General features: G+C 72.7%; 18 protein-coding genes. 6 read left to right on the top strand and 12 right to left on the bottom strand.

Annotation, left to right across the window (positions count from 1 at the left end; all coding sequences use genetic code 11):
- Positions 1-59 precede the first annotated feature (59 nt).
- Positions 60-1,319, top strand: a complete 1,260-nt coding sequence (locus QP089_RS44320; RefSeq protein ID WP_285920593.1) for a hypothetical protein — start codon at positions 60-62, stop codon at positions 1,317-1,319.
- A 42-nt stretch (positions 1,320-1,361) separates the two neighbouring features.
- Here QP089_RS44320 and QP089_RS44315 read toward each other — a convergent pair whose 3' ends face one another.
- Together QP089_RS44315 and QP089_RS44310 are read right to left on the bottom strand one after the other, a co-directional pair.
- Positions 1,362-2,081 (bottom strand): rhomboid-like protein, encoded by a 720-nt coding sequence (locus QP089_RS44315; protein WP_285920592.1) that lies wholly within the window; start codon positions 2,079-2,081, stop codon positions 1,362-1,364.
- A 238-nt stretch (positions 2,082-2,319) separates the two neighbouring features.
- Positions 2,320-3,942, bottom strand: coding sequence for an MFS transporter (locus QP089_RS44310; RefSeq protein ID WP_285920591.1), 1,623 nt, complete (start codon positions 3,940-3,942; stop codon positions 2,320-2,322).
- Positions 3,943-4,096: 154 nt separating this feature from the next.
- Between QP089_RS44310 and QP089_RS44305 the strand changes: the two genes are divergently transcribed.
- The 3 genes from QP089_RS44305 (at position 4,097) to QP089_RS44295 (ending at position 6,701) form a co-directional block, all read left to right on the top strand.
- A complete protein-coding gene (locus QP089_RS44305) occupies positions 4,097-4,762 on the top strand; it encodes a TetR family transcriptional regulator (RefSeq protein WP_285920590.1) in 666 nt (221 codons plus the stop codon).
- An 85-nt stretch (positions 4,763-4,847) separates the two neighbouring features.
- A complete protein-coding gene (gene gad, locus QP089_RS44300) occupies positions 4,848-6,260 on the top strand; it encodes a glutamate decarboxylase (protein ID WP_285920589.1) in 1,413 nt (470 codons plus the stop codon).
- A 75-nt stretch (positions 6,261-6,335) separates the two neighbouring features.
- On the top strand, positions 6,336-6,701 hold the full coding sequence (locus tag QP089_RS44295; protein ID WP_285920588.1) for a helix-turn-helix domain-containing protein: 366 nt from the start codon (positions 6,336-6,338) through the stop codon (positions 6,699-6,701).
- On the opposite strand, the gene QP089_RS44290 is transcribed toward QP089_RS44295, so the two are convergent.
- The 7 genes from QP089_RS44290 to QP089_RS44260 form a co-directional block, all read right to left on the bottom strand.
- Positions 6,690-7,307, bottom strand: coding sequence for a ClpP family protease (locus QP089_RS44290; RefSeq protein WP_285920587.1), 618 nt, complete (start codon positions 7,305-7,307; stop codon positions 6,690-6,692). The genes QP089_RS44295 and QP089_RS44290 overlap by 12 nt on opposite strands.
- A complete protein-coding gene (locus QP089_RS44285; RefSeq protein ID WP_285920586.1) occupies positions 7,304-7,930 on the bottom strand; it encodes a ClpP family protease in 627 nt (208 codons plus the stop codon). The genes QP089_RS44290 and QP089_RS44285 overlap by 4 nt, the downstream gene beginning before the upstream one ends.
- A 96-nt stretch (positions 7,931-8,026) precedes the next feature.
- On the bottom strand, positions 8,027-8,314 hold the full coding sequence (locus QP089_RS44280) for a DUF3303 family protein (protein WP_285920585.1): 288 nt from the start codon (positions 8,312-8,314) through the stop codon (positions 8,027-8,029).
- Between the two features lie 118 nt (positions 8,315-8,432).
- A complete protein-coding gene (locus QP089_RS44275; RefSeq protein ID WP_285920583.1) occupies positions 8,433-9,599 on the bottom strand; it encodes a lipid-transfer protein in 1,167 nt (388 codons plus the stop codon).
- Positions 9,596-10,891, bottom strand: a complete 1,296-nt coding sequence (locus QP089_RS44270) for an OB-fold domain-containing protein (RefSeq protein WP_285920582.1) — start codon at positions 10,889-10,891, stop codon at positions 9,596-9,598. Before QP089_RS44270 ends, QP089_RS44275 begins: the two co-directional genes overlap by 4 nt.
- A gap of 18 nt (positions 10,892-10,909) precedes the next feature.
- A complete protein-coding gene (locus QP089_RS44265; RefSeq protein WP_285920581.1) occupies positions 10,910-12,082 on the bottom strand; it encodes an acyl-CoA dehydrogenase family protein in 1,173 nt (390 codons plus the stop codon).
- On the bottom strand, positions 12,083-13,189 hold the full coding sequence (locus tag QP089_RS44260) for an acyl-CoA dehydrogenase family protein (RefSeq protein ID WP_285920580.1): 1,107 nt from the start codon (positions 13,187-13,189) through the stop codon (positions 12,083-12,085).
- A 260-nt stretch (positions 13,190-13,449) separates the two neighbouring features.
- Here QP089_RS44260 and QP089_RS44255 point away from each other — a divergent pair, with 260 nt between their 5' ends.
- The gene (locus tag QP089_RS44255) at positions 13,450-14,094 is read left to right on the top strand and encodes a TetR family transcriptional regulator (protein ID WP_446474141.1); all 645 of its coding nucleotides are present in this window, start codon (positions 13,450-13,452) and stop codon (positions 14,092-14,094) included.
- A 156-nt stretch (positions 14,095-14,250) separates the two neighbouring features.
- Here QP089_RS44255 and QP089_RS44250 read toward each other — a convergent pair whose 3' ends face one another.
- Together QP089_RS44250 and QP089_RS44245 are read right to left on the bottom strand one after the other, a co-directional pair.
- Complete coding sequence (locus QP089_RS44250; RefSeq protein ID WP_285920579.1) at positions 14,251-15,228, bottom strand: CU044_5270 family protein; 978 nt, start codon at positions 15,226-15,228, stop codon at positions 14,251-14,253.
- The gene (locus QP089_RS44245; RefSeq protein ID WP_285920578.1) at positions 15,225-15,824 is read right to left on the bottom strand and encodes an RNA polymerase sigma factor; all 600 of its coding nucleotides are present in this window, start codon (positions 15,822-15,824) and stop codon (positions 15,225-15,227) included. Before QP089_RS44245 ends, QP089_RS44250 begins: the two co-directional genes overlap by 4 nt.
- 156 nt (positions 15,825-15,980) lie before the next feature.
- On the opposite strand from QP089_RS44245, the gene QP089_RS44240 reads away from it, so the two are divergent.
- Positions 15,981-16,214 carry a DUF397 domain-containing protein gene (locus tag QP089_RS44240; RefSeq protein ID WP_285920577.1) on the top strand — a complete coding sequence of 78 codons (234 nt, stop codon included), beginning with the start codon at positions 15,981-15,983 and terminating at the stop codon, positions 16,212-16,214.
- Positions 16,215-16,738: 524 nt separating this feature from the next.
- On the opposite strand, the gene QP089_RS44235 is transcribed toward QP089_RS44240, so the two are convergent.
- Entirely contained in the window at positions 16,739-17,614 is an 876-nt protein-coding gene (locus tag QP089_RS44235) for a hypothetical protein (protein WP_285920576.1), read from the bottom strand.
- Positions 17,615-17,623 lie beyond the last annotated feature (9 nt).

Raw genomic sequence — 17,623 nt, 5'->3', positions numbered from 1 at the left:
ACCGGTATGCGCCGATACGGGCAGGCCGGTGCCAGCAGCGGACACGACCGGGAGGTCATATGCGCGGCGACCTGAGCTCGCTCTACGACGCGCACGCCGCCCGCCTGTACGCCTACTGCTGGTCGCTCGTCGGCGACCAGCTCGCGGCGGCGGCGGTCGGCGACACCTTCGCCGCGGCGGTCCACCAGCCGCCGCGCGGCGACAGCGTGCTCTGGCTGTACTCGCTGTCCCGGACGGCCTGCGCCGAGCGCGGCGCCTTCGCCGCCCCGGCCGGAGGCCTGCTGTTCGCCGACCCCGACCCGCTGGTGCGCGCCGCCGGCGGCCTGCGCGCCGACCACCGCGAGGTCCTGCTGCTGTGGGCCGGCGAGTGGCTGGAGACCCACGAGATCGCCCGCGTCCTCGGCCTCGCGCCCGACACCGTCGGCCAGTTGCTGAACGCCGCCCGGACCCGGCTGGAGCGCGCCGTCCTCGACACGCTGATGCGCGGCACGACCGAGCCGCAGCTCGAGCTCATCGCCGCGTTCGAGAAGGGCCGGCTGCCGCAACTGCTCGCCAAGCGCGCCCCGGCGCACGCGCCGGACTGGCTGCGGGCGCAGGTCCTCGCCGCGTGCGAGGAGGAGGCGACGCGGCCGCTGCCGAGCGTCGTCGCCCCGACCCCGCTCGTCGTCATCGGCGAGCCCGACCGCACGTCGCGCGCCAAGCGCGGCGTCTGGTCCAAGGGCCTCGGCGCCGTCGCGGGCGTCGCCGCGTCCGCCGCCGCCGTCATCGGGCTGCTGACGTCCTGGCCGACCGCGAAGGGCGGCAACGCCGCCTCGCTGGTCCCCACGGCGGGCAGCGGACGCACCGACCCCGCGTCCGCCAAGACGACCAAGGTCGGCGAGACGCCGCCGCCGGCCGGCCTCACCGGCTCCGAGCGGTCAACCGGGGGGAAGCCCGACCCGTCCAAGAACCCGGTGACCGGCGCGTTCGACGGCCAGCCGCAGCCCGCGCCGGGCAGCCCCGGCTACGGCACCGCGCCGGGCACTCCCGGCGCGACGTCCGCGCCGGCGACGTCCCCGGAGCACTCCACGCCCGCGCGCGGCTCCGACCCGGGCACCGGCAGCCCGGCGAAGCCGGAGAAGCCGGCGCCGTCCACGCCGCCCGACTCCGACACGCCGACCACTCCCCCGGACACCGGAAACCCCGACCCGACGACCCCGCCCGACGACGGTTCGACCGAGCCCACGACGCCGCCGTCCACGCCTCCGGCGACCGACGACCCCGGCACCCCGGCGCCGAGCCCCACGTCCAACCCCGCTCCGGACCCCGGCCAGGGCTGACGCGCGTCGCGTCCACCGGGCACGTGACGGGCGGCCGGGCCGTCAGGCCTCGGAAGGGGACGGGCTGGGCTTGAAGGAGTCGTGCACTTCCTGCACCGCCTGGACGGCCCTGCTCTCCGCCGCCTCGATGGCGTCGGCGACGGGCGTGGCGCCGGTGGCGCGCCGCCGCTCCAACAGCAGCAGGAGGCCGCCGACGACGGCGCCGCTGACCATCGCCACCAGGTGCCCGACGGCGGCGATCTCGAGTGAGGACAGGCCCGCGAACAGGAAGGGCAGGAGCGCGGCCCAGGCGCCGAACGCCAGCAGCCGGCGGACGCGGCCGTGCCCGTACAGGACCGCGGCGACGAGCGCCGCGCACAGCACGTAGGACGGGCCGACGTCGGAGATCGTGCGGACCGAGTCCGACAGCAGGCCGGCCTCCAGCCGCACGAACGCGATGCCCTGGCTGATCAGCGTGCCGAGCACGTGCGAGGCCGCGACCAGCACGACCGCCCGCACGTTGCCGAACCGCCGCACGACGGGGAACAGCCCGAGCGCCGCGACGACCAGCAGCGCGCCCTGCGAGCCCTCGGCGACGAACGCCGAGGCGACCATCGTGCCGACCGGGTCGACCGCGAGGTTCGCCAGGTTGGTGCTGGCCCAGGCGACGAGCGCGCGCCGGGCCCCCGGCGGCAGCAGCAGGACCTGCACCAGCCACATCGTGCCGAACAGGCCCAGGAACGTCAGCGGCATCGGGTACCGCTTGATAAACCCGCCCATCATCCCGGCAAGCCTAGGTGCTCCAGAAGTGTCGGAGGCCCGATACCCCCAAGACTCACAGGAAAACGGAAGCTTCTCCAAGGCCCCTCCCTGGTCCCGGGTACGGGCGTCCCGGACGGACGGTTCGGCGCCGGGCGGTCGTTCGGTGTCGGGCGGTCGGTTCGGTGTCGAGCGGTCGGTTCGGCGCGGGGCGCGGTGCGCCGTCCCTCGGCGGCGGGCCGGGACGGCGCACCGCGGGCCGTCAGACCGCGGCGGCGGCGTCCACCGGGGTGCCGCCCCGCCGGACGAACAGCGCGGCGAGGACCGCGACCAGGGCGACCGCGCCGGCGACCGTCAGCGAGGTCTGGAACCCGTCCATGAACGCCAGGTGGCTGCCGTCGGTGATGGCCTTCGCGGCGGGCTGCGGCGTGCCGGGCGGGACGGGCGCGACGCCCTGCGCGACCAGCCCGCCGGTCCCCGACAGCTGGTGCGCCGCCCCCGCGGGCACTCCCGACTCGGTGAGCCGGCCGAACAGCACGTCCCCGACCTTGGTGGACAGCAGCACGCCCAGCACGGAGGTGCCGAGGACGCCGCCGAGCTGCGAGGCGGTCTGCTGGAGGCCGCCCGCGACGCCCGCCAGGTGCGCCGGCGCGTTGCCGACGATCGCCTCGGTGCCGGCGACGATGACCATGCCGAACGCCAGGCCGACGAGCACGAACCACGGCCACAGCTGCACGTACGGGGCGTCCACCCCGATCCGGGACAGGCCGAACATGGCGGCCGCGGTGAACGCCATGCCGAGCACGAGCGGCACCCGCGGCCCGAACCGGTTGGTGAGCGCGCCCGCGATCGGCGAGGCGACGATGAAGATCCCGGTCATCGGCAGCATCCGCACGCCCGCGTCCACCGGGCTCATGCCGTGCACCTGCTGCAGGTAGAGGGTGATGAAGAAGATCGTCCCGAACATCCCGAAGAAGCCGAGGACGATCAGCCCGGTCGCGGCCGACAGCGACACCGAGCGGAACAGCGACAGCGGCAGCAGTGGCCGCTCGACGCGCAGCTCGTTCCACACGAACGCGGCGAACAGCACGACGGCCGCGGCGAACGACACCAGCGGGGTGGCGTGCCCGAACCCGTGCTCGCCGGCCTTGATCAGGCCCCAGACCAGCGCGAACAGCGCACCGGTCAGCAGCGCGACGCCGGGCACGTCGAACGACCCGGCGGCCTCCTCGTCCTTGGACTCGCGGATCACCCACAGGCCGACCAGCAGCGCGACCAGGCCGAGCGGGGCGTTGAGGAAGAACACCGACTCCCAGTTGACGTTCTCCACCAGCAGGCCGGCGACGATCGGGCCGCCCGCGATGGAGATGCCGACGGTGGAGCCCCAGATGCCGATGGCGGCGTTGAGCTTGTCGGCGGGGAAGGTGTTGCGCAGGATCGCCAGGCTCGCGGGCTGCAGCAGCGCCCCCGCGAAGCCCTGCACGACCCGCCAGAAGATCACCATGCCGAGCCCGCCGGACAGCCCGATCGCCAATGAGGCGACGCCGAAGCCGATGACCCCGGCGAGGAAGGTGCGCTTGCGGCCGAACCGGTCGGCGATCTTGCCGGCCGGGATCAGCGTGACGGCGAGGGCCAGCAGGTAGGCGTTGGTGACCCACTGCAGGCCGGACAGGGACGCGCCGAGGTCCTTGGCGATCGCCGGGTTGGCGATGGAGACGACGGTCGCGTCCAGGCCGACCATCATCACGCCGAGCGCGACGGCGACGAGGGTGAGCCAGGGATGGCCGTGGCCGCGGCGGGCGGGTCGGCCGCGCGCCTGGTCGCGCGGCCGGGACGGGCGGGACGCGCCGGGGTCGAGCACCTCGGCGCCTCGGATCTGGGACATGGTCGAGCCTCCGTAGCGACGTTGAGGCTCCAAACTGTCATGCTCTGACACTTGTCGTCAAATGCCTCGCGTCATTGAAGGACATGATTCAGATCACGACAACAGTCTTCCGCCGCCACTTGGCGTCGGGTCCGCGCGTGGTTACACTTCGCACATGACCGCGACCGCCCCCGAGGCCCGCCCGGACGCCGCGTCCGCGGGTCCCTGTTCCCAGCCCCCGGGCCGGCGCGAACGCAAGAAGCAGCGCACCCGTGAGGCGCTCGTCGACGCCGCGTTCACCCTCTTCGCCGAGAAGGGGTTCGACGCGACCACCGTCGAGGAGATCGCCGACGCCGTGGACGTCTCGTCCCGCACGTTCTTCCGCTACTTCGCCTCGAAAGAGGACGTCGCGCTCACCTTCCAGGAGGAGCAGACCCGCGCCGTCATGACGGCGCTGGCCGAACGGCCCCCGGACGAGCCGATCATGACCGCGCTGCGGCGCACCGTGGTGGAGATCGCCCGCGCCTGCGAGCGCGGCGAGCTCGGCTTCGACCCCGAGCGCTTCGAGTGCATGTTCAGCATGATGAGCGACAGCCCCACCTTGATGGCGGGCAGCCTGGAGCACGCGCAGAAGAAGCAGCAGCTGCTCACCCAGATCATCGCCGAGCGGATGGGCCTGGACCCGGCGACCGAGCTGCGCCCGCACGTGATCGCCGCCGCCGCCACCTGCGGCTTCCAGTCCGCCGCCGACGTCGCCCGCCGGCACCGCGGCGCCTTCGGCTCGCTGTCGGAGACGGTCGACCAGGCCTTCGCCATCCTCGAGGACGGCCTCAACTCCTAGCGCCGGTGCTCCCGCCCCCGCCCCGGTGTGGCTCCGGGGCGGGCGGGTACCGCCTCCCCGGGACGGCTCGGAGAGGACGGCGACCATGGCGCTCAAGCATCCCCGGCACGACGGCCGCGGCGACCGCGACCTGCAGGTCAACCCGATCTTCAGCCGGGAGCCCGTCGAGGTGCCCCGGTACGCGCTGCCGCGCGGCGAGATGGAGCCCGGCACCGCCTACCAGATCGTGCACGACGAGCTGATGCTCGACGGCAACGCCCGGCTGAACCTCGCCACGTTCGTCTCCACCTGGGCCGAGCCCGAGGCGCTGCGGCTGATGGCCGAGTGCGCCGAGAAGAACATGATCGACAAGGACGAGTACCCGCAGACCGCGGAGCTGGAGCTGCGCTGCGTGCACATGCTCGCCCGGCTGTGGAACGCGCCCGACCCGCGCCGCGCCGTCGGCTGCTCCACGACCGGGTCCAGCGAGGCGGCGATGCTCGGCGGCCTCGCCCTCAAACGCCGCTGGCAGAAGAAGGGCCTGACGGGCAGGCCCAACATCGTGATGGGGATCAACGTCCAGATCTGCTGGGAGAAGTTCGCCGACTACTTCGAGGTCGAGCCCCGCTACGTCCCGATGGAGGGCGACCGCTACCACCTCGGCGCCCGCGAGGCCGTCGAGCTGTGCGACGAGAACACCATCGGCGTCGTCGCCGTCCTCGGCTCCACCTTCGACGGCAGCTACGAGCCGGTCGCCGACGTCTGCGCCGCCCTCGACGACCTGCAGCAGCGCACCGGCGTGGACGTCCCCGTGCACGTGGACGGCGCGTCCGGCGCGATGGTCGCCCCGTTCCTGGATCCCGACCTGCACTGGGACTTCCGGCTGCCGCGCGTCGCGTCGATCAACACCTCCGGGCACAAGTACGGCCTGGTCATGCCGGGCGTCGGCTGGGCTCTCTGGCGCGACCAGGACGCGCTCCCCGACGATCTGGTCTTCCACGTCAACTACCTCGGCGGCGACATGCCGACCTTCGCGCTGAACTTCTCCCGCCCCGGCGCGCAGGTCGTCGCGCAGTACTACACCTTCCTGCGGCTCGGCTTCGAGGGCTACCGGCGCGTCCAGCAGAACTGCCGCGACGTCGCCACCCGCCTCGCCGCCGAGGTCGCCAAGCTCGGCCCGTTCGAGCCGCTCACCGACGGCTCCGACATCCCCGTCTTCGCGTTCCGCGTGCACGACGGCACCGGGTTCAACGTCTTCGACGTCTCCGCCGCCCTGCGCGAGCACGGCTGGCTCGTCCCCGCCTACACCTTCCCGAAGAACCGCGAGGACCTCGCCGTGCTGCGCGTCGTCGTCCGCAACGGCTTCAGCCACGACCTCGCCGACCTGCTGCTGGACGACCTGCGCCGCGTCCTGCCCCGGCTGTCCGCGCAGGCCTCCCCGCAGCGCACCCCCGAGGACGCCGGCGGCTTCGCCCACGGCGCCGAGACCAAGAACCCCCGCACCCCCGGCCGCGGCTGACCGCGTCGTCCCCGGCCGTTCTGCGGTGGGCGGAACGCGTGGTGTCCGGCCGCGGCGCCGGGTTACCGTGAGCGCATGGCCGAGATCACCCGCCCGCTCATGCCCGCCGACGAGACGCCGCAGGAGCCGGACGCGACGCGCCGGACGGCGGAGCCGCTGTGGCGCGACGCGCTCGGCCGGTGCCTGCGGCGCCTGCGCAACGAGCGCGGGGAGATACTGACGGAGACCGCGCGCCGAGCCGGGGTGTCCCCGCAGTACCTCTCCGAGATGGAGCGCGGCGTCAAGGAGCCGTCGAGCGAGATGATCGCCGCGGTCGCCGGCGCCCTGGACGTGACGCTCGCCGATCTCACGCTCGCGGTCGCGACGAGCCTGCTGGCCGCGCCGGCCGGCACCGCACCGGCCGGCCCGACCTGCCAGGCCGCCTACGCGCTAGCCGCGTAGCACCGCACGGGGCGCCGGCTGCCGCTCCTCGATCACGTGGTCGATGAGGCCGTAGTCCAAGGCGGCCTTCGCGGTGAACACGCGGTCGCGGTCGGTGTCGGCGCGCAGCGTCGCGGTGTCCTGCCCGGTGTGCCGGGAGAGGATCTCCTCGATGTCCGCGCGGACGCGGACGACCTCGTCCGCCTGGAGGATGAGGTCCGGAATCGCGCCGCGTCCCTGCCCGATCGGCTGGTGCAGGACGACGCGGGTGTGCGGCAGCGCGGCCCGCTTGCCGGGAGCGCCCGCGGCGAGCAGCACCGCGCCGACCGCGACGGCCTGCCCGACGCACGTCGTCGCCACCTGCGGCCGGATGAAGCGCAACGTGTCGTACACCGCGAGCATCGCGCTCGGGTCTCCTCCTTCGCAGTTGATGTACAGCTGGATGTCGCTGTCGGGGCTGTCGGCCTCCAGGTGGAGCAGCTGCGCGACGAGGGCGTTGGCGACCCCGGCGTCGATGGCGGTGCCGAGGTAGATGATCCGCTCGGTGAGCAGGTGCGAGTAGACGTCCATGATCCGTTCACCGCGCGAGTCGCGCGCGATGACGTTCGGGATCGTGTAGGTGCTCATCGGGCGCCTCCGGTCGGGGCGCTGAGCCCGACGGAGCGGTGCCGGACCGGCACGACCTCGTCGTATTCGCTGACGATCGCGTCGATGAACCCGTACTCCAGCGCCTCCTGCGCCGTGTACCAGCGGTCGTGCAGCGAGTCCTCGAAGACGCGCTCCAGCGGCTGGCCGGTGTCCTCGGCGATGAGCCCGAGCACCGTGTCGCGGGTGTGGCGCAGGTCGTTGGCCTGCAGCTCGATGTCCACGGCGGCGCCGGCGATGCCGGCGGACCCCTGGTGCATCAGCACCCGGGCGTGCGGCATCGCGCGGCGCTTGCCGCGGGTCCCCGACGACAGCAGGAACTGCCCGGCGCTGTAGGCGATCCCGAGCACCACGGTGGCCACGTCGCACGGGACGAGCCGCATGACGTCGCGGATCGCGAGCATCGACGGCACCGACCCGCCCGGGGAATGGATCCACAGCGCGATGTCGGCCGACGGGTCCTCCCCCGCCAGGGTGATCAGCTGGGTCGCCAGCAGTGTGCCGTTGTCGTCGTCGAGCGCGCCGTCCAGCACGAGGACGCGTTGCGCGTAGAGCTCGCGCCGGACGCGCTCGTTGAACAATGGGCTCTTCTGTTCCTCGCTCATGCCCTTCACTCTGCGCGGGCGCGGGCACCGGTCACAGCCGTATCCGCCCACGGCGGATCCGCCCAGAGCAGCGCGGCCGGGCCGGGCCGAGCGAGGTCAGAGCGCGGAGAGGCCCTTCTGGAGGTCGTCGAGGTTCATCACCGGGACGATCTCGATCTCCGCGCCGAGGCTCTGGAAGAGCGGTTCGGCGATGGACGGGATCTGCGAGGTGTCCTGCATGTCGAACACCAGGGTGCAGGTCCGCCGGCCCTCCAGGGCGGTGAAGTAGGCCGCCTCGGGCTTGAGCCGCTCGATCAGCGACTGCACGGTCTTCGGCAGCGTGCCGTTCTTGATGGCCTCGTTGCCGAGCCGGGTGTCCATCCGCGCCCGCAGCATGACTCTCATCGCACTCGTCCCCCGTGTGCCGCCGGACCGGCGCGGACGGTCGCGCGCGCCTCATGGGAGCCCGGCGGCGTTCGGGGTGAGTCTGTCCCGCCGCCGCGCGGGCAAACGCGGGGCGGCGTCAGCCGGCGGCGGTGAGGACGAGCCCGCTCGTGGGAACGCCCGTACCGGCGGTGACCAGCACGTTGTGCACGTCCGGGACCTGGTTCACCGCGGTGCCGCGCACCTGCCGCACGGCCTCCGCGATGCCGTTCATGCCGTGGATGTACGCCTCACCCAGCTGACCCCCGTGGGGGTTGACCGGAAGCCTGCCGCCGAGCTCAATGCCACCGTCCCTGATGTAGTCCTTCGCCTGGCCGCGTCCGCAGAAGCCGAGCTCCTCCAGCTGAACCAGGACGAACGGGGTGAAATGATCGTAGAGGATCGCGGTCTGGACGTCATCCGGGGCCAGCCCGGACTGCGCCCAGAGCGTGTCGCCGACGGTGCCCATGGCCGGGAGGGCCGACAGCTCGCCGGTGTAGTAGCCGAACATCATCATCTGGTCCGGGCCCGTCCCCTGGGCGGCCGCGGCGATGACGGCGGGCGGGTGGGCCAGGTCGCGGGCGCGCTCCACGGACGTGACGAGCACCGCGACGCCGCCGTCGGACTCCTGGCAGCAGTCCAGCAGGTGGAGCGGGTCGACGATCCACCGGGACGCCTGGTGCTCCTCCAGCGTGATCGGGCGCCCGTGGAACCAGGCGGCCGGGTTGGTGGCGGCGTGACGGCGCATCGCGACCGCGACGCGGCCGAAGTCCTCGCTGGTCGCGCCGTAGTCGTGCATGTAGCGGCGGGCCTGCATCGCCACCCACGCGGCGGGGGTCGCGAAGCCGAACGGCAGGTGCCAGGAGAACTCCAGGCCGGTCGCGTCGACGCGGGCCGACGGCGCGGCCTGGCCGAAGCGGTGGCCGGAGCGCTCGTTGAAGGCCCGGTAGCACAGCACCGCGTTCGCCTGCCCGGTCGCGACGGCCATCGCGGCGTGCGCGACGGTGCCGCAGGCGGCGCCGCCGCCGTAGTCGACGCGGGAGAAGAACCGCAGCGCGGGGATGCCGAGCTCGCGCTGGACGGCGATCTCGGAGTTGGCGTCGGCGGTGTAGGTGACCAGGCCGTCGACGTCGGACGGGGACAGCCCGGCGTCCTTGATCGCGGCCAGGCACGCCTCGGCGGCGAGTTGCAGCTCCGAGCGGCCCGACTCCTTGGAGAACTCGGTCGCGCCGATCCCGGCGATCGCCGCCTTCCCTGAGAGGCTCATCCGTTCCCCCTGAAGCGGACCGTGGCGGTCAGGTGGTCGCCGAGGCTCACCGCGCCGCGGACGCGCAGGGTGCGGTCGTCGGCGCGGTCGCCGGTCAGCGTGAGGACGTCACCGGCGTAGGCGGGGGCACCGAGACGGACCTCGATGCTCTCCAGCTCTCCGTCCGGAACCGTCTCCAGCGCGTACCGCTGGACGAGCCCGACGCTCGTCAGGATGTTGACGAAGATGTCCTTCGAGCCCTGGGCGCGGGCCACCGCGGGATCGTGGTGGACGGGCATGAAGTCGCGCGTCGCGATGGCCGTCGAGATGATGAACGTCGGCGTCAGCTCGATGCGCAACCCGTCCGCCCCCGCAGAGGCCTCGGCCACGGGTTCGGCCGCGGGCTCCTCGGGCGGCGGGGCGTCCGCCGGGATCCATTGCGGCAGGACGAGTTCGTCGTCCATCCGCTCGAAGACCAGCCGGACGGGCATGCCGACCTTCACGTCGTCGGGCGCGCAGCCGTTGACGTTCCCGACGATCCGCACGCCCTCCTCCAGCTCCACGACCGCGACGACGTACGGAGGCGTCCGGCCGGGGACGGGCGGGTGGTGGTGGACGACGTAGCTGTGCACCTCGCCGCGCCCGCTCGCCACCACGTGGTCACGGTTCGGCGAATGGCACTTCGGGCACATCGGACCGGGCGGATGCCGCAGCGCGCCGCAGTCCGCGCACCGCTGGATGCGCAGTTCGCCCGCGTTGACGCCGTCCCAGAAGAACGCGGTGTCGCGGCCGATCGCCGGTTGCAGCGGGTACTTGCCGCCCTTTGCCGGCGGCTGCTGTTTCTTGTTCGGCTTGAACTTCAGCACCCGGAACAGCATCTCGGCGACGCGCTCGTCGCTCTCGCCGTACCAGGACTGGTACCAGGTGACGAAGTAGCCCTCGCCCATAGCGGTCTTCTTCGGGCCGGTGACGCCGCCGAACCGCATCCGCGTCCGCAACCGCTCGCCGACCTTCACGTAGCGGTCGTAGGTCTGGTCGCAGTTGGTCGCGACGATGCCGGTGTAGCCGGCCTCGTCGAGCAGCCGCAGCGGGTCGTCCGCGACGCCCTTCTGGTCCGGCCGGCGGACCAGGCCCGGCATCGACCACACCTGGATCATCGCCGGCGGCGCGACGTCGTCCCAGGTCCCGGCGTCGCCGAGCGCCTGCGTCCAGTTGCGGATCATCGCGGCGTTCACCGGGTCGGGGCAGGGCAGGGCGGCCTGCTCGCCGGCGGCGGCCAGCCGTCCGGCGAGGGCCATCAGTTCGTCGTGCAACGGGTCTCCTCGTCCGGATCAGCGCGGCGCGCGCGGCAGGCCGAGCCCGATCATCGCGATCAGCTCGCGCTGGATCTCGTTGACGCCGCCGCCGAAGGTCAGCACCAGCGCGCCCTTGGCCATCCGGTCGGTCACCTTCATGAACTCGGCCGTGCCCGGGTGGCCCGGGTCGCCGTACCGGGCGAGCACGTCCCCGACGATCCGGCCGACCTCCTGCACCCGCTCCGAAGCGTAGATCTTCGTGGCGGACGCGTCGGCCGCGCCGAGCCAGCCGAGGTCCTGGTTCGCCGCGACCTGCCAGTTGAGGATCTCGTTGACGCGCAGGTAGGCGTGCACCTGCGCCAGCGCGCGCCGGACGGCGGGCTCCTCGATGAGCGGCCGGCCGTCGCGTCCGGGCGTGGCGCGGGCCCAGCGCTCGAACCGGTTGCGGGTGTGCCCGATGTTGCCCGCCGGGCCGAGCGTGACACGCTCGTGGTTCAGCTGGTTGACGATCAGGTCCCAGCCGTTGTTCTCCCCGCCGATCAGCATGTCGGCGGGGACGCGGACGTCCTGGAAGTACGTCGAGTTGGTGTGGTGCGCGCCGTCCATCGTGATGATCGGCGTCCAGGAGAACCCCGGGTCCTCGCAGTCCACGATGAGCATCGAGATGCCCTTGTGCTTCTTCGCGGACGGGTCGGTGCGCGCGGCGAGCCACACGTAGTCGGCGGTCTGCGCGCCGGAGGTGAAGATCTTCTGGCCGTTCACCACGTAGTGGTCGCCGTCGCGGACGGCGGTGGTGCGCAGCGCCGCGAGGTCGGTGCCGGCGCCCGGCTCGCTGTAGCCGATCGCGAAGTGGCACTCGCCCGCGAGGATCCGCGGGATGAAGAACTCCTTGTGCGCCTCCGAGCCGTACTGCAGGATCGTCGGCGCGACGGAGTTCAGCGTGATGAGCGGGTAGGTGACCTCGGCGCGCGCGATCTCGTTGGCGAAGATCGTCTGCTCGACGGGGCCGTAGCCGCGGCCGCCGTACTCCTTCGGCAGCGCGACGCCGAGCATCCCGTCGCGGCCGAGGCGCCGGCAGTGCTCCAGGTAGGCGGGGCCGAACGGGTCGGCGCCGATCGCGGCGCGCTGCTCGGCCGTCAGGCAGTTCTCGAAGTACTCGCGCAGCTCGGCGCGGAGCTTCTTCTGCTCGTCGGTCAGGTCGATGAACATTCACGCCTCCTGCGCGATGAGCGCGCCGAGTGAGTCGAGCCGGTCTTCCGGGCCGCCGAGCAGGTGCCCGGCGTGCTTGCCCCAGGCGAAGTAGCGGTGCAGCGGGTAGGTGATGTCCAGGCCGATGCCGCCGTGCAGGTGCTGGCAGGTGTAGAGCGCCTTCACGACGGGGTCGCAGGCGTTGTAGGCCGCGATCGTGAGCAGCTCCTCGGCGTCGGCGGCGCGCTCGGCGAGCCGCCACACCCCCGCCCAGACGGCCACGTCCAGCGCCCGCTTGGCGATGTAGACGTCGCTGATCTGCATCGTGACGGCCTGGAACTGCGCGAGCGCCCGCTCGAACTGCTCGCGCGTCTTCGTGTACTCCTTGGTGAGCTCCAGCGCGCCCTCGATGACGCCGGACGACAGCGCGACCGCGCCCGCAACGGCGGTCAGCCTGAAGGTGTTCCAGGCGGCGCCGTCGGCGGCCCCGCCGAGCAGCGCGCCGGCGTCCACGCGGACGCCGTCGAGCGCGACCCGCGACAGCGGCTCGGTCGTCTCCGCCGGCTGCGGCGTGATCGTCGCGGCGGACGGCTCGACGAGGAACACCCCGACGCCCGCGCCCTCGACCCGCGCCGGCACGAGGATGCGCTCCGCCTCCCGCGCGTAGGGGACGAACGTCTTCACGGCGTCCAGCACGTAGCCGTCGCCGTCGCGGCGGGCCGTCGCGGCGACCTCGCCGGCCAGCCCGACCTCCCGGTACGCACCGGTCAGCACGGTCTCCCCCGCGGCCAGCGGGGCGAGCAGCGCGCGCTGCTCGGCGGTGCCGTGCGCGCCGATCGGGACGGCCGCCAGCGCCAGCGACGCGTACGCCGGGATCGGTGCCGTCCGGGCGCCCACCTCGCGCAGGATCACCGCCAGCTCGATCTGCCCGAGCCCCGCGCCGCCGGCGTCCTCGGGCAGCACCGCGCCGAGCAGGCCGGCCTGCGCGAACGCCTTCCAGGTGGCCGCGTCATAGGGGGCGCCGCTCTTCTCGAACGCCTCCAGCCGCTCCTGCGCGGCCTCGCGCGCGAGCAGGTCCGCCGCGAGCCCCTTCAGCTCCTGCTGGGCCTCGTCGAGGTTGAAGTCCACTCATCCGCTCCCTTCCTGGCGGCGCGGCCGGCCGGACGGACGCCCACGGCGAAAAAGTAGAACAGATTCTAGTCTGTGTCCAGGGTTGTGATCATCGCCCGCGAAACGGGGATTCACCTAGCATGTAAGGGATCGGTGACCGCCCCGCGGACACCGGTCCACCGGCCGTCCTCGCACGATCAGATAACAGGTTCTCGCATGGGCTGTACCCTTGAGGCCGGAGCGGCGGCGCAACGGGCGCCCGCGCGAGGAGGATGACCGTGACCGCAGAGCCGACAGTGACCGGGGACGAGCCTTCCGGCGCTCCCGCGGCGGACCGGCGGGCGGGCCAGGCCGCGGGGCAGGGCGTGCGCTCGCGCAGCCAGCACCAGCGGCGCAAGCGTATCGTCCAGGCCGCCGCCGCGCTCGCCTCGCGCGGCGGCATCGAGGCGATGCAGATGCGCACCGTCGCCGAGCGCGCCGGCGTCGCGCTCGGCACCCTCTACCGCTACTTCCCGTCCAAGATGGACCTCGTCGTCGCGGTCGTCAGCGAGGAGATCGACCTCCTCGAGCGCAGCATCGAGCGCCGCCCGCCGCGCGGCGGCGCCCCCGCGCAGCGCACCGTCGAGGTGCTGATGCGCGCCACCCGCGGGCTGATGCGCGAACCCGAGCTCGCCGAGGCGCTGATCCGCTCGCTGCTGCTGTCGGACGTCAAGACCGACTTCAGCGACCGCATGACGAACCTGATGCTGCGCGCCGCCAACGGCCCGTCCGGCGACATCCCCGCCGACGACCGCCGCCGCGTCGTCGCCCGCGCGCTGTCCGCCGTCTGGACGATGGAGATGATCGAGATGCTCCGCGGCCAGGCCACCGCCGACGAGATCCAGGCCCGCCTGGAGATCTCCGCCGACCGCCTGCTCGACTAGCCCAGGGGGACGACCCCCTGGAACCCCCGTCAACGGTTGACAGACCATTTCCCGCTCCGCTGGCGCTCCGCGGGAAACAGCCTGTCAACCGGCGGGCGTGCCCGCTCCGCTCGCTAACGCTCGCTCCGCGTGCCCACCCGTGACCCGCGGCCGAGCTTACGGTTGCTGGCCGGGGGCGTCGACGATGGCGGTTTTGAGGCGGATCGTCATGTTGAGGACGTCACCCTTCTTCACCACGAGGTCGCCGTCGTCGCCGTGGCCGGTGTGGTTCTTGACGGCGACCGACTGCTCGCCGACGTACCGGTAGGTTTTCGGGTCGAGCATCAGCTCCTCGTGCAGCCAGCCCTCCTCCAGGCGGGCGAGGGCGAGCGCCGGACGGCCCTGGACGTGCGCCCGCGCCAGTGCCACGCCCGGGATCTGCTTGATCGCGCGGAACACCGCCGCCTCCGTCTTCGGCGGGAGCAGGTTGTCGCGCAGGACGGCGCCGAGCATCGAGTACGCGGTCTCGTACCGGCCCTCTGCCGTGTCGCCGAGCCCGCCCATCTGCTGGTAGAGCCAGGCCAGCAGGGCGTCCGGGGCGGTCGGCATCGCCGCGAGGGAGGCGTAGTCGGACGGCGGCGTCGTCGGCATCGTGTCCGCGAACACGATCTTCCCGTGCTCCAGGGCCGCCACCTTCTTGCCGTCCGCGCGCTTCCAGTCGCGCGTCACCAGCGTCTTGCCCTTGGAGACGGGACCGTTCGGGGTGTCACCCCTGCGCACCCGCGATTCGACGTACACCCACTGGTCGGGCCTCGGCGGGGTGAACGGGCGCCGCTCGGCCGCCTGGGCGGCGCGTTCGAGCGCTTCGGACGCGTTGGCCACCGGGCCCGCCGGGATGCCGGGCAGTACCGGACGGGGCCGTCCGTGCTCGTCCGTGCCGCCCGACTGGACGACGGTCACACCCACCGCGACAGCGGCGGCCAGGGCACCGACCGCGACCAGCCGAAGGGCCGGGCGCGGCAGCCGGAGCCGGAACCGCCGCGCCGGACGGGGAGCGGCGCGCTCCAGCAGCGCGGCGCGGGCCGAGGTGCGGGCCTCACCGGACGGCGGCGCGGGCTCGGCCCAGGCGTCGCGCAGGATGTCCAGGTCGTTCATCGGTTCGGGTCCTCTCGGAGCGGGTCGGTGCCGCCGAGCGCGGCGCGGATCTTCTTGCGGGCCCGGTGCAGCCTCGAGCGCGCCGTCCCGGCCGGGATGCCGAGCGCCTCCGCGGTCTCCTGCACGCCGAGCTGCGCCCACGCGACCAGCAGCAGGACGTCCCGGTCGCCGGACGCCAGCGAGCCCAGCGCCGCCGCCAGCGCACCGCGCGCCGCCTGCGCGTCGAGCCGTCCGGCGACCCTCTCCGCGTGCCCCTCGGCGACATCGGACGCGCCGGCGCGGGCGAGCGCCCGGTACTGGCGGACCTCCGCGCGGCGGTGCCGGGAGATGAGGTTGGAGGCGATCCCGTACAGCCAGGGACGCGCGTCGCCGCGCGCGACGTCGTAGCTCCCGCGCCGGTCGAAGGCGATGAGGAACGTCTCGGCGGCCACGTCGTCGGCGAGGCCCGCGCCGAGCCGCCGCGCCGCGAACCCGTGGATGGCGCCGTAGTGCCGGTCGAACACGCCGGCGAAGCACTCCGGCTCGTCCCGGGAACGCGCGATGATCTCGCCGTCCCCCTCGGTGCGCGGGTCCCGCGCCGAGGTCACCGCGGCCATGTCCAGTTCTCTCGGTTCATGTCATGCCTTCCGGGTGGATGGTCACTCCTGCTTCGCCGATCGCGCCCGCGGCGTTCGCGGCGCCGCTTTCCGGTGTGCGGCGGGTCACCGCCCATTACTCTTGGACGCGACCGGAGCGACGAAGAAGGTGTGCCAGTGACCGAGCAGGAACCGATCCTCAGCGACGGGGTCATCATCGAGTTCATCGACGGCAAGGACGTTCCCGTCAAGCACAAGGACTTCGGCGACCGCGCCGTCGTGATGCGCGACGCCAAGAAGCCCGACGGCCCCATCCTCTACTTCACCGAGGCCGAGTGGGACGCCTTCATCGCGGGCGTCAAGGACGGCGAGTTCGACGACCTCCTAGAAGAAGAACCCGCCGAAAACTGACCCCTACACGGTGACGCCCGGCTGAACGCACCCCCGGAGGCCACCCGAACACCGCGGCGGACACGTCCGGCGCGGCCGTCCCCAACACGTGGCAAGACCGCCGACGCCGAGGCTCGCGCTTGATGGCCTGCCGAGCCTCCAGGCTCAGTCCACGGCCTGCCCGCGCGATGACGACGAACCGCGCACTAGCGTCTGGCACCACTTCGGCACGCCACCCACCCCGGCCGACTCATCTCGGAGGCCGTCCCGGCTCGCCTGATCAGGGACGCCCGGCACAGGTCGTGGACGCGCAGCGGCAGCTGTTCCGGATCGGCATTGAACGCCCGGCGAGCGCCGCGTCAACGCGCAGATCCTGAACGCCCGTCGCGACGACGAGCTCATCGACGGCGCCAAGTCAGGGACCCGGACGGACGGGGTGCGCCCGGCCGGGTCTGGCCGCACCGCGCGACCGGCTTGACGCTCTGCTGGGGGCTTGTGCTCGGTGGTTCCGCCTAGAACGACGCCACGGCGCGGGGGCAGTGCGGCTACTCGAAGAGTTCCTCGGCCGAGGTTACGGTGCCGGCTCGGATCAGCCAGTCGTCCAACTGGCTTTCCTCCTGGCAGCCCAGGACTCGCTCGCGCACCTCGTCGGACACCGTCAGGCCCCGCGCCGCGAGGATCTTCAGGACCGACTTCGCCTCTCCCTTGGCCTCGCCTTCGGCGTAGTGGCGGAGGAAGGGCTCGCTCTTGAACTTGTACTCGGCAGTACCGGTGGTCACGAGGTCCTCCAGGATGTTCTGGGCGGCTTTGGGGAGCACAGCCAGCACCATGTCAGTGTACAGCTGAGCGGTTTTCTGGTCCGTGCCGTCGATCGTGGCGAGGGCGGCGTGGGTGATCTCGAGCGTCCGCGCGTCCGGCGGCGTGACGTTGGCGAGGGCGGCCAGGACGGTCAGCTCGGGCTTTTCGGCGGCCTCGGCGGTGGTGGTGACGAGCGGGCCGGTGCCCGGGCCGACGACGAGGGGTGCGAGGTCGAACCCGGGGTGGCCGATGGAGATCGGCTTGCGCGCCCAGTCGGCGACCGACTTCCGGGGGCAGATGACGACCAGGTAGCACGGGCAGTCGGCCCTCGCGTGGAGCGTGGTGAGGTAGACGGGCCAGCTGTGGCGCTTCCTCGGGTCAACGGCGCGCTGGGTCTCGGCGACGACGGCGAGCGTCGGTTCGGTGGCGCCTCCTTCGCAGATCTCGACGACGTTGTCGGCGGTGTACGCGGTGGGCGCCAGGTGCGTGCACGCCTCGGACGCTGATCTGACCGTGACGTCGTCCGACACCTCGATGCCGAACGCGAGCTTCAGCAACTGCGGTATGACCTCCGGGTTCTCGCGGATGATCTCGATCGGGGTTTCGTGTTGAGCGCTGATCACGACACGGAA

Source organism: Actinomadura opuntiae (genome assembly GCF_030283205.1).
Taxonomy (GTDB): Bacteria; Actinomycetota; Actinomycetes; order Streptosporangiales; family Streptosporangiaceae; genus Spirillospora.
Note: the sequence above shows the minus strand (reverse complement) of the source record. Positions and strands in the feature narration are given on the sequence as shown.